Below are 12,395 nucleotides of genomic sequence, written 5' to 3' on the forward strand. Positions count from 1 at the left end.
TCTCCCTGAATAAATATATTTGTTATATTTATTCAGGATAACACACGGTCCCCCGCCGCGTCACGCGATTTTCGCCTACACTTCCAGCCGGAAGTACTCGATAATATCGGCGTGATCCTCGAACATCTGGCCGCACATGGCATCCAGATCATCGATGGCGACCCAGTGCGCGCCGGCGGCGTCATCGGCGGCCTCGACCTTCGGCAATGGCCCTTCCGGAAAACGGAAATGGAAGGCATGGGTGATGGTGCGGCCGCGCGCCGATCGTTTCGGATAATCAAACACCTGCGAGGCCACCAGATGTTCGGCGATATGAGCGGGTGTCAGGTCGAGATGCGTTTCCTCCGCCACTTCGCGCACCGCCGATTGCAGCAGGGTCTCATCCGGCTCGACAAACCCGCCCGGCAAGGCCCACAGCCCCACGCCTGGCTGACCGCCGCGCTTAATCAGAAGCAGGTGGCGGCCATGCTGGATCAGGGTGTCGCAGGTGACAAATATCGGCGGATAAGGCGCCACGCCCCAACTCAGTTTGTAATAATCGATATAGAGCTGTTCCTCGCGCAGGCGGTTAAAATCCGGCGTTGCGGCATAGGCGCGCAGCATCTCCAGCACCGCCTTTGGCACCTGCGCCGCTACGGCGTCCGGCCCATCGCGCAGAAACGCGGCGCGCACCTGCTCGGCCCTTTCGGGCTCGGCCAGTGAATTGGCAAGTGGATGGGCCAGATCTTCCGCGCCCAGCCAGCCGCCGCCATCTTCCGGTAGAAGCGCCGTCACCTGATCGCAGACACCTCCCTGCAGGTCCGGCCGGTACAGATGATCGTGCGCATGGCAGAAATCCGCCCGATCCGCCAGCGGTCCCAACGCCGCCCGCAGCATGGCCTCGCGCATATGGGCCGGCCACGGCATCTGGGTTGACGGCGCCCGGTCAGTGCCGGTCAGGACGATATGAAGATGTCCGCAGCGCCGGAAAGCCTCTTTCAGCCGGGCCAGATCAGCGGCCAGGGGCGGCGCGAAAGCGCCTGTGACAACACCATGCTGGAATTCGTAGATCATCCTGTACGTCCTGACAGTTCGATAATCCGGATTATCTCCGATACAGATTAAGCCTGCATTCCATCCAGGTAAAGCAACAGTATTTGCCTAAAGGCGTTCTTCCACGAAACGCTCTATCTTCGCGTTGTTCGTCAATAAGCGATAGTTGGAAATCATCACTCGAGCACTCAACATATCCCCCAGTATTTCGGAAAGGCTGTAAGTCCCGGCCTCAGCATAGCCGCGCATACCGACAAGACCCAGCGCGCCCAGGCATATCTCCGTCAGGTAATCGGAGCACAGAACCTTCAGGCGTTTGACATCGGCCGTGTGCGCCATTCCCATGCCGCCAACGCTTTCCCTGTTGTCAAAGGCGACAACCGCATCGCGGATCAGCGCGTTCATGGCATAGTGTTTGTCCACCAGCCGGCTTAATTCACTGCGCATCACATCCGCCACATCGCTTTCCGCCGGCGGGCTGGAAGAGATGCTGGCCCTCACCTTGTCCAGCGCACTGGCCGCCATGCCACTCCACAACGCCGCCCAGAAAATATGAATGGAAGGCGTCATGGTATCTCTTGCAATGACCGGATAGGGATCAGGGAATAGCGCCTCCTCTGCAAACCTGACAGTCAGGGCATATGGCTTATTCATGATGCCCCGCATCCCCATGAAACCTACGGCGCGACCGGGCTGAAGGTCAGTATTCTTCATTTCGGCAGCAATAAGCATCTGTACTTTTTTACCATTTGGCTTGAGCCGCATGGCGCTGACCAGAATCAGTCCCGCATGATCCAGATAGGAGATATTGGGACTTTCCTTTGTGACGGTCAGTGTGTCGCCGTCTTCCTCAATCGTGCAGATCGATCCAAAAATATCACCGCCTACGCCCTTTTCGGAGGTGCCGCTGGCGACCAGCACCTGTTCACCCACCAGTCTTTGGAGAAGCTCACGGAAGAATGGCGTGTCGCCGCCGTGTCTGACCAGGGTCAGGGCCTGAGACATGTGCATGGCGTAAATCAGGCCGGCGGAACCGGACAAACGCGCGATATTGAAAGTAATCCGCGCCGTATCGCCAATCGAGAGGGCAGGCGCGTTTTCCTCATCCGACACGACCCACAAAAGCCGGTCCGCCCGCAGTTGCGCCAGTATAGCGTCGGTAAATGCCTTTTCGTCGCCGGGCTGCCGCGGCCCAAACGACAGACGTTCGCCAAGGGTCCGCGAAAGCTCAACCCGATCTCTGCTGGCCGTGGCCATGATCGCCTCCCTGCTCTACGGACTGCCGTAAATTGCAGGCCGCCATTCAAATACCGCTGGTTGCGCCCCCAGGCAATGGCCGTATCAGGCCGTTCCCTGCGACAAATCGTTGCGCAATCTTATGAAATCGGTCTTGCCGTTCGGCGTCAAAGGAAAACTGTCCATCATATGCCAGGCACGGGGCTGCATATGCTGCGACATCTCCTTGCGCGCAAACGTCTTGAGCGCCGGAACCGGTCCCGGAGCATCCGACCCTCCGCCTGCGGGCGCGATGACCGCCGCCACGATCATTTCGCCCATGATTTCATGCGGCACACCGACAATGGCGACATCACGCACCAGACCAGTCGCCCGGATCATGGTTTCAATTTCGTCCGGACTGACACGCACGCCCATGCACTTGATTTGCCGGTCCCGCCGTCCCTTGATAACCAGCAAACCCTCGGACGTCTTCCAACCGAGATCACCGGTGAAGACCACATTCGGCGCCGCAACTCCGGCGTAGCGCCACAGTGGATCGGGCCTCAGCACCTTTGCAGTCGCTTCCGGCGCATTCCAGTAGCCCATGAAGGCGCCCGTGCCGCGATGGATGATTTCACCGATTTCGTCCGGTTCGGCCTCCCGGCCGTCCTCACTCAGAATATTTAGCTGAACGCCAGGATAACCAAAGCCAACCGAATGGGGGTGCTCACCTGACCAGGCCACTGGCAGCCCGGCGCTGCGGTAGGTTTCCGTCATGCCGTAGTTGAGCGAGATGTCGCAATGGCCGAAAACCGCCCGGACATCGGCGTAAATCGCCGGCGGGATCAGCCCGCCTGTATTGGTCACCAGGCGCAGAGAACTCAGATCGGTTTCACGAAGCGGCGATAACCCGCGCAACAGAAGCGCGAAGATTGACGGCAGGCCGGCAAAGACAGTCGGCTTGTGCGCCTCGATGGCTTCGCACAGGGCAAACGGATTGCGCGCTTGGGGCAGAACCTGCGTCACGCCCAGCAGCACGGTGGAAAGAAGCTGGCCATAGCCATAGTCGAAGGCCCAGGGGATCGGGCACAGAATCCGGTCGTCCGCGCGCAGGCCAAGATGCGCCGCCACCATCCGGCATCCTGCGATCAGGGTGGCATGATTTTGCGTCACGCCCTTAGGCGGGCCCATCGATCCTGAGGTAAAGAAGATGGAGGCCGGCTCCAGGTCGTGCGTCAGGCCACGGGCCGGCGGTGACAGCGGCTCGGCCTTTTCAGTCCCCAGGACAAGGACCGGGCATTCCAACGTCCGTGTGGCAACCTCGGCGCATTTCTCATCGACGAACGCGACCCTGGGCCGGGTCACCCCCGCCGCATGGCTCAGGTGTGTCAGCGGTGCTTCGTCATTCACCAGCGCCACAATGGCGCCGATCATCCAGGCACCCAGAAGGGTGGCCGCCAGATCCGGTGAATTTCCGGCCCAGACGAGGCAACGGTCACCGGGCTGAACTCCGAAACGCACCATCAGGGCCGCCGCTTCCGCCGCCCTGAGGCGCAGGTCGCTGAAGCTTATGTGGCGGTCACCCTGGATAAGCGCCGGCGCCGCCCCCCTCTGTTCCGCCACGGCGTCAAAGCATCGCCACAAACCCGTCGTCATAAGTCCGTCACCCCTGGAGCGAGGTCTCAGCCATGCGCAGACGCCCCGTCCTGTCCACATCCGTCCAGTGATTGAGCGCGCTTTCCGTTGCGTCGATCACCTCATTGCCTGCCAGCACGATTTCGGCCGGTTCCGGGTGGCTGATAAAGCGCGTAGGGCTGGCTGTCAGGCCATAGGCGCCGGAATTTTCAACCGCGATCACGTCTCCGACCCGAACCTCTGGCAACATGATGTCGGTGGCCAGCACGTCAATCGTCGTACAGAGCGGTCCGACCAGTGTGTATTTGTGTGGCACAGCGTCGGGATTGGAGACATTCATCATGTGCCAGTTACGGCGGATAATCGTTCCCATCATGCCGCAGGCCGCCAGGTGATTGTTGAACCCGGCGTCGCACAGGCGCATATCGACGCCGCGCGTGTGCTTTTCGCCCACCACCCCGGTCAGCAGCCAGCCAGCCGGACCGATCAACCAGCGTCCCATTTCGAGCACACAATGTGAATGGGCGAAGCGCGGATCGCTTTTCAGGTCATCGATCAGCGGCAGCGCCAGTTCGGCAACCGCGGCGATATCGAGCGGCGCATCTCCGCCCCCGTAGGTCAGGCCGAAGCCGGAGCCGAACACCAGCTTTTCCGGACGGATATCACCATGCTTTGCCGCGCGGCGGAACAGCTCGATAAAGATGGCGAAATTCTCGGCTATCGCCGTGGGATTCAAGCTGTTGGTGCCGGAATAGATGTGGAAACCGATCAGATTCAGGTGCCTGAGCCCCAAAACCGTATCGACTGCCTCTTCGAGCACCTCGTCATCAATGCCAAACTGGCTGGCCCGCCCTGAAAAGCTGACGCCGAAATGGCGCGGGCCCGTCGACGGGTTGATGCGGATCAGTACCGACTGGCGCACCCCCAGTTCGCCGGCCCAGTAATCAGCACGCCTGGCTTCCGCCAGGGATTCAAGCACGAGTTCGCCCACCCCTTGAGCCACCGCGCCACGGATTTCAGCATCCCGCTTTGCCGGCCCTGAAAAGGTGATCCTCTCAGCCGGGCAGCCCGCCCTGAGCGCGCGCTCGACTTCCTTGTAGGAGGACACATCGAACGTCGCCACATGCGGCAACATACGGCGCAGCAGTTCGACATTCGGATTGGCCTTTACGGCGTAGCTGACGCCGAAATGCTGCCCGAACAATTGTTTCAGATGCTCGAAACGGCGGGTCAGTTCATCGGCGTCATAAACATAAAGCGGTGTGCCAAACTGCGCCGCCACGTGTGTCATCCGGCTTTCAAACGGCTGCATGGATCAGTCTCCGGTCTCGTCTTGAGTTTTTTAGGCCGCCGATTCCAGATAGGCAAGAATGCGTGAAATGCTGTCGAAGTTTTCAAGCTTCACATCGGTGGGGGCAATGGTGACGCCCCCTTCGTTTTCGATATAGGTCATCAGTGTCACGAGCGCGAAGCTGTCCACCAGACCGCTGCTGAACAACAGGGTATCGGCGGTAATCTCTTCGCCATCAAGCGCCAGTTCTTCAACCAGAAAGTCACGCAGGTTCTCGTAGGTCAGGGACACTCATAATCTCCATTAATGAAAAACGCGACAGGATCGTCAAAGCGGGGTTCAACGGCACCTTAGCGGCTTTAAAATATGTCAGATCCGCTTTCATACACATCAGACGCCACAACCGTGTGACGCCACGAAATAAACGCATCCGTTTTTACTGCAGTCAGAGCCTACATAACCGGCTCAAATTAAAAGTCGCCTAAAATTTTACCCTGACATACAATATCTTACTCTCCTGCAATTTCAATGCCACGCACGCGGTCGGCCAGATCCTGCCACACCGCCTGGTTCCAGAAGATACGCGCTTGCCCTGAAGGCGATGGCAGAACACAGATGCGGGTATCGCCCACTGTCTCCGACTGAAAGCCCAGGGGGATATGGCCAGTCGACCGGCCCAGGAACACACTGGCGCCGGTCTTGCTGGTAAAGGCCAGGATTTTCGGCTGGTACTTCTCGATCTTTTCGCGCAGGGCGGTTGCATCCAGCGCCCCTTGCGGAAGCTGATTGTCATTGCCGAAATGCGCCTTGCACAGATCGGTCAGGCCGATGCCGTGGTCGAGCAGCCGGGCATAGTCCTGCGGTTTGATCCGCTCCGGCGTCAGGCCGGTATTATGCAGGGTTCGCCAGAAGAAATTGCCCGGATTGGCATAATAGGCCCGCTGTTCAGCCGATACGCGTCCCAGGGCCGTGCCGCAGAAAACGACCTTCAGGCCCGGCATCAGCAGGTCGGGTACATGGCCGGGCGGCAGGGGACCAGACTTATCCATCTCAATTCCACTTCAAACAGGAAGCCACCTATACCACCGGCTTGCGCCCTTTGTGAATTCCGTTAGGCTGAACGAAAGAATACGGGGAAGCGGACACCATGCCTTTGGCGCATAATCTGAGCTGGCTCGATCTGGGCGTCTTCAGCGTCTATATCGGCGGGCTCCTGTTGTTCGGCCTGATTGACCGCCACCGGCAGCTAAAGGCCCGCGAACACTTCCTGGCCGGGCAATCCGCCTCATGGCCGAAAATCGGCTTCGCGCTCTATGCCTCGACCATCTCGGCCACTTCTCTCGTCGGCCTGACGGGCGCTGCCTATTCGCACGGCATTTCCGTCTTTAATTACGAATGGATGGCGGCCATCGTGCTGACCATCTTCTGCGCCTTCGTTCTGCCGACCTATATCAAATCGCAGGTCTTCACCGTGCCGGAGTTCCTCGAACTGCGCTACGGCAAATTCGTGCGCACCTATGTGTCCGGCCTCGGCGTGATCCTCGGCGTCTTCCTCGATGCGGCCGGTGGGTTGTTCGCCGGCTCCATCCTGTTCCAGATCCTGGTGCCAGACTGGCCGCTATGGCAGGTGTGCGCGCTGCTGGCCGTGCTCGCCGGCGGCTTCCTCATTGCCGGCGGCCTGCGCGCCGTCCTGATGGTCGAAGGCATACAGGGCGTGGTCATGGTCATTGTCGCCTCCGGCATCGCCTTCTTCACCTTCCGGGCGGTGGGCGGCGGCGATGTGATCGCCGGCTGGAGCCATACTCTCAAGGCCATCGACCCCACGCATCTCAAGCTGATCATGCCGGCGGATGACAAGGACATGCCGTGGACGGGCCTGCTCACCGGGGTGCCGCTGATCGGCTTTTATTTCTGGTGTACCAACCAGATCATGGTCCAGCGCGTTCTGGCGGCGAAATCGCTTGATCACGGGCGCTGGGGCTCGCTGATGGGCGGGGCGCTCAAGCTGACCAACCTGTTTCTGGTCATCCTGCCGGGCGCCGCGGCCCTGCTGCTCTTTCCCGCTCTGCCGCAACCCGACCGCGTCTTCTCGCACATGGTTTTTGAGGTCATGCCGCATGGCCTGATCGGGCTGATCGTGGCGGCCTGCCTGATCTCCATCCTGGCCAACCTCTCCGGCATCTACAACTCGACCTCGACGCTTCTGACCATGGACTTTATCCGCAAGCTCAAACCGGACATGACCGATGGTCAACTGGTGCGCACCGGCCAGGCCATTACCGTGATCCTGATGGTCATCTCGGTCCTGTGGACGCCGCAGATCATCCATTTCCAGGATACTTTATGGAAATATCTCCAGGCGGTGCTGTGCTATTTCGTGCCGCCGATCGCCGCCGTCTTTATCGCCGGCCTGTTTATCAAACGGGTCAATCGGGCCGGTGCCGCGGTGGGGCTGGTGGCCGGCACGATCACCAGTGTAATCCTGTTTGTCGACGCCTTCGCCTTTCATATCCTGCCGCTGCATTTTCTTGTGGCGGCCATCGTCATCTTCGCGGTCGCCTTTATCGCCCTGCTGGCCGGCAGCCTGACGGCGCCCGCGCCAGACCCCGCCACAGTGAGTCACCTGATGTTCGCAAAGGATGTCTGGCAGGCGGAGACGGCGCATCTGAAGACGGTAAAATGGTATCAAAACTACCGTTTTCTATCCGCGGCGCTCTTGCTGCTGACCGGCGCCATCGTCATCTGGTTTGCATAATCGGCCGCGTCTGCTAGGTTGCCGGCATAAGCCGAAAAGGCATTAGCGAAACACAAAAAATATAACGCTTTTTACAGGAGACGCCCGTGTCGCCCCTCGCCCGTTTCATGCCCCTGCTCGCCCTGCTCCTGCCGCTGAACGCCCAAGCCGATCCATCCACGCCGCCGGCCGCCGATTCCCTGGCCATTGACGAACCGGGCGGTGTACCGGCCGGCTACAGCTTGAAATGGTCAGATGAATTCAACACGCCGGGCCTGCCGGATGGCGGGCTGTGGACATACGACACCGGCGCCAACAAGCACGGCTGGGCCAATCATGAACTGCAATATTACAGCGATGCCCGCCCGGAAAACTCCCGCGTCGAGGATGGCAGCCTGATCATCGAGGCGCGCAAGGAAGACCTGAAAGACAAGTCTGACTGGGGCGGCCAGCACTACACCTCCGCGCGCCTGCTGTCGAAAAAGACCTATACATACGGCTATGTCGAGGTGCGTGCGCAACTGCCTTGCGGTCTGGGCGTCTGGCCCGCCATCTGGCAATTGCCTGCCACCAAGGCGCTCAAGTGGCCGGATGACGGTGAAATCGACATCATGGAATATGTCGGCTGGAACCCGGACACAATCTACCATACCGTCCACACCGGACTCTACAACCACGTCAAGGGCACACAGAAAGGTGTTCTCAAGACCATGCCGGCCGTCTGCGGCCAGTGGCATACCTACAGCCTGTTGTGGACGCCGGACGAGATAAAGGAAGGCATAGACGGCCGCTTCTACTATCGCTTCCGCAATGAAGGCACCGGCAAGGGCGCCTGGCCGTTCGACCGGCCGCATGAGTTGATCCTCAACCTGGCGGTCGGCGGTGATTTCGGCGGCAAGACCGGCGTCGATGACAGCACCATGCCGTGGCAATTCAAGATCGACTATGTGCGGGTGTACCAGAAATAGACCGCTTCCTGAGTCTCGGGACTCAGGAAGCGTATTTTCCCCGCATATGCCGGCAGCCCGATGATCGTTTCGCTGGTCATCGGACCGGTTTATCCGGGGCTTGTGACGCGTGAGACACATAGCCCCGGCAAGGCCGGCTGTAAATAAACTCTGACAATGTTGTCAGCCGGCGCCACAGCCTGATGGCAATACCAATTTATTGAAATGACTGCATTTTTGCATAAATATCACAGGAAATTTTTCTATTTTTCATAGAGTTGCCGCTGCGTTTCCGTTTGGCAGGACAACCAGACCACGCCAAAAAGACAGCCATCACGCACCGGGGCTGAAATTTTCCATTTCTGTTCAAATTCTTAGCCTGTCTCGCCCGCTAGTCCATCGCTTGCCCTGCGGCCAACCGCGTGTTAGCGTCACATTCTTGGCATCTGGGGGCCTGCATGACATCCTCACCGCGAATCCTGATTGCCGGCGGCGGCACGGCCGGCTGGATGACCGCCGCCTATCTGGCGCGCGTGTTCGGACAGGGCGCAGGTGCCCCACGGATTACCCTGATCGAATCGCCCGACATCGGCACGGTGGGGGTGGGCGAAGGCAGCATCCCGACGATCCGCACCACCTTGCAAACCCTTGGCATAGACGAGGCCGAATTCCTGCGCGACTGCTCGGCTACCTTCAAGCAGGGTATCCGTTTCGACGACTGGGAAGTGGAGGGCACAAGCTACAGCCACCCCTTTGAAGCCCCCTATTTTACCGATGGCGCCGGACTCCTGCCCTACTGGTTGTTGCAGGATCCGGCAACGCGGCCGCCTTTCGCCGAAGCCGTCACCCTGCAAAAACGGGTGGCCGATGCCGGACGCGCTCCCAAACGCGCGCACGAGGGCGGTTATTTTGGCGGCCGGATGAATTATGCCTATCATTTCGACGCCGGCCGCTTCGGCAACCTGCTGGCCAGATACGCCTGTCTCTATGGCGTTACCCACCTGGCAGGCCGTATCAGCGAGGTCGAGACCGGAACCGACGGCATTGCCGCCGTCATTTCCCCCGAGCATGGCCGGATAGAGGCTGATTTCTATATCGATTGCACCGGTTTTGCCGCCCTGCTGATCGGCAAGGCCCTGGGCTCCCCTTTTCATTCCGTCAGGGACGTGCTCCTCACCGATACAGCCCTGGCGATCCAGTTGCCCTATGCCGACCCGCAGGAAGCCATTCCGAGCTACACGATCTCGACCGCACATGAGTCCGGCTGGACCTGGGACATCGGCCTCGATAGCCGGCGCGGTGTTGGTTACGTCTATTCCAGTGCCCACAGTTCGGATGACCGGGCGCGAGAGGTTTTGCGCACCTATCTGCGCCGATATGCCGGCGACAATGCCGCAAGCCTGGAGCCGCGCCTGATCCGGTTTGATCCCGGCTACCGCAAGGCACAGTGGGTCAGGAACTGCTGCGCCATCGGCCTCTCCGCCGGCTTCTACGAACCGCTGGAAGCCACCGGCATCATGATGATCGAAGTGGCCATTGGCCTGCTGGTTGACTGCTTCCCCTTCACCGGTCCGGCCGACGCCTCTGCGGCCCTCTTCAACGAGCGGATGTGTCAGCGCTATGAAAAGACCGCCGAGTTCCTGAAACTGCACTACTGCATTTCCCGCCGTCCGGAAGCCTTCTGGCGCGACAATGCCGATCCGGCCACCATCCCGGAAAACCTGCGTGCCTTGTTGGATATGTGGACATATCGCCCGCCCTCGCGCTTCGACACCCTGACCGATATCGATATCTTCGCCGCCTCGTCCTACCAGTATATTCTATACGGCATGAACTACCCGACCGACCTCCGCGCCCAGGCGCCGATCCACAGCCGGACCGAAGCCGCCGACAAGATCTTCGCCCGTATCCGCGCTTTTACCGACGGCGCCATCCGCGATCTGCCGTCGCACCGTGACCTGATCACCCAGATCTATGCGCACGGGTTTGCTCCGCCGCCCGCCCTCAAACGCACCGATCCCTTTCTCACCGTGAGCCGTTAGATGCCCGATCCGATCACCCGCAAACCGACCATTATCGACGTCGCCAGCCTGGCCGGGGTTTCGATCAAGACCGTATCGCGGGTCATCAACAATGAACGTCACGTCTCGGTCGATATGCGCACGCGTGTCCGGCAGGCCGTCACCGAACTGGGCTTCGAGGCTAATGAATCAGCGCGCGGGATGCGCAGCCTGGCGCCGGAAAAATCCTATGTCGTAGCCCATCTCTATGGCGATGCCGGCGGGCTCTATACCCACGATATCCAGCTTGGCCTGATGGAGCGTTGCCGCTATTTCGGCTATCACCTTGTCGTCGAGGAACTGGATTACCAGAGCCCGGATGTCGAGCGCCGCGCCAAGGACCTGGTCAAACGCCTGAAGCTCGACGGCGCGGTCCTGACCGCGCCGCTCACCGATAATGAAATCGTACTGAGTGTGCTCGATGAAGCCGGCGTGCCCTATGTCCGGGTATCGCCCGTCACCGAGGTGCCGCACCTGCCGAGCGTACGCATCGATGAAAAGCGCGCTGCCTACCAGATGACGCAGCACCTGCTGACCTATGGCCACAAGCGGATCGCCTTTATTCGCGGCCTGCCCAATCACGCCGCCACCATTTATCGCTTTGAAGGCTATGCCCAGGCGCTGAAAGAGGCCGGTCTTGAGGTCGATCTCGGCCTGGTGGAAGACGGCGAATTCCGCTATTTCGCCACCATTCCCTGTGCCCGGCGGCTGCTGGAACGCGACGAGCCGCCGACCGCCATATTTGCCTGCAATGACGAAATGGCCGTCGCCGTCATCAAGGTGGCGCATGAAATGGGCCTGACCCTGCCTGATGACTGCTCGATCGTCGGGTTCGACGACATCCCGACCTCCGAAATGCTGTGGCCTTCGCTGACCACGGTTCGCCAGCCGGTACCGAGACTGGGCGCCATGGCCGGCGACCTCCTGTTTACCCGCCTGTCGCCGCTCGGCACCTCGGAATGGCCGACGCCGGTCCCCCATCAGGTCCTGCCGCACGATATCGTTCTGCGCGGCTCTACTGCGCCTCTGCGGCAGCCTTAGGTAGTTTCAGGCGCTTTCAAGCAGCCGCAGGGTCGCCTTGTCCGGCCCGCCGCACCAGCGGTCAAGCGCATCATCGAAAAGTGTGGCATCCCCGGCGGCTCTGGAAAACAGCGTCATGCTGGAGCAGAACTTAAGGTCATCCGGCGTGCCGAATATCTGATGCAGCGAGGCCGCCTGCGTGTCGATGACGATGCGCGTACAGGCGCGCAACCGTTCGCCAAGCAGGGGATGATCCAGATAGGCCCTGGCCTCCGACAGACCGGAAATGCCGTAATATTGCGCCCGCGCCGAGCGGCCAAGGCTGGATAATTGTGGGAAGATGAACCACATCCAGTGGCTGGTCTTGCGGCCGCCCCGCAGTTCGGCCAGAGCCTGCGCATAGACCGGCGCCTGGGCACTGACAAAGCGATTGAGATCGTGGTCAGGGCGCACGACCG

General features: G+C 60.2%; 11 protein-coding genes. 4 read left to right on the plus strand and 7 right to left on the minus strand.

Features of this window, described 5'->3' with window-relative positions:
- Nucleotides 1-75: 75 nt before the first annotated feature.
- From BLO49_RS11935 to BLO49_RS11960, 6 genes are all read right to left on the minus strand, one after another.
- Entirely contained in the window at nt 76-1,053 is a 978-nt protein-coding gene (locus BLO49_RS11935; protein WP_090648769.1) for an NUDIX domain-containing protein, read from the minus strand.
- An 87-nt stretch (nt 1,054-1,140) separates the two neighbouring features.
- On the minus strand, nt 1,141-2,289 hold the full coding sequence (locus BLO49_RS11940) for an acyl-CoA dehydrogenase family protein (protein WP_090648772.1): 1,149 nt from the start codon (nt 2,287-2,289) through the stop codon (nt 1,141-1,143).
- An 84-nt stretch (nt 2,290-2,373) separates the two neighbouring features.
- Complete coding sequence (locus BLO49_RS11945) at nt 2,374-3,906, minus strand: class I adenylate-forming enzyme family protein (protein WP_170828320.1); 1,533 nt, start codon at nt 3,904-3,906, stop codon at nt 2,374-2,376.
- A gap of 7 nt (nt 3,907-3,913) precedes the next feature.
- The gene (locus BLO49_RS11950; RefSeq protein WP_090648779.1) at nt 3,914-5,197 is read right to left on the minus strand and encodes a type III PLP-dependent enzyme domain-containing protein; all 1,284 of its coding nucleotides are present in this window, start codon (nt 5,195-5,197) and stop codon (nt 3,914-3,916) included.
- Nucleotides 5,198-5,227: 30 nt separating this feature from the next.
- Nucleotides 5,228-5,467, minus strand: coding sequence for an acyl carrier protein (locus BLO49_RS11955; RefSeq protein ID WP_090648781.1), 240 nt, complete (start codon nt 5,465-5,467; stop codon nt 5,228-5,230).
- A 218-nt stretch (nt 5,468-5,685) separates the two neighbouring features.
- A complete protein-coding gene (locus BLO49_RS11960; protein ID WP_090648783.1) occupies nt 5,686-6,225 on the minus strand; it encodes a mismatch-specific DNA-glycosylase in 540 nt (179 codons plus the stop codon).
- A 98-nt stretch (nt 6,226-6,323) separates the two neighbouring features.
- Between BLO49_RS11960 and BLO49_RS11965 the strand changes: the two genes are divergently transcribed.
- From BLO49_RS11965 to BLO49_RS11980, 4 genes are all read left to right on the plus strand, one after another.
- Nucleotides 6,324-7,931 carry a sodium:solute symporter family transporter gene (locus BLO49_RS11965; protein ID WP_090648786.1) on the plus strand — a complete coding sequence of 536 codons (1,608 nt, stop codon included), beginning with the start codon at nt 6,324-6,326 and terminating at the stop codon, nt 7,929-7,931.
- 86 nt (nt 7,932-8,017) lie between these two features.
- Nucleotides 8,018-8,878 carry a glycoside hydrolase family 16 protein gene (locus BLO49_RS11970; RefSeq protein WP_245679003.1) on the plus strand — a complete coding sequence of 287 codons (861 nt, stop codon included), beginning with the start codon at nt 8,018-8,020 and terminating at the stop codon, nt 8,876-8,878.
- Nucleotides 8,879-9,315: 437 nt separating this feature from the next.
- On the plus strand, nt 9,316-10,899 hold the full coding sequence (locus BLO49_RS11975) for a tryptophan halogenase family protein (protein WP_090648788.1): 1,584 nt from the start codon (nt 9,316-9,318) through the stop codon (nt 10,897-10,899).
- Nucleotides 10,900-11,958 carry a LacI family DNA-binding transcriptional regulator gene (locus BLO49_RS11980; protein WP_090648791.1) on the plus strand — a complete coding sequence of 353 codons (1,059 nt, stop codon included), beginning with the start codon at nt 10,900-10,902 and terminating at the stop codon, nt 11,956-11,958.
- Between the two features lie 6 nt (nt 11,959-11,964).
- Here BLO49_RS11980 and BLO49_RS11985 read toward each other — a convergent pair whose 3' ends face one another.
- A complete protein-coding gene (locus tag BLO49_RS11985) occupies nt 11,965-12,390 on the minus strand; it encodes a DUF1810 domain-containing protein (protein ID WP_090648793.1) in 426 nt (141 codons plus the stop codon).
- Between the last annotated feature and the right edge of the window lie 5 nt (nt 12,391-12,395).

Source organism: Asticcacaulis taihuensis (genome assembly GCF_900100255.1).
GTDB lineage: Bacteria > Pseudomonadota > Alphaproteobacteria > Caulobacterales > Caulobacteraceae > Asticcacaulis > Asticcacaulis taihuensis.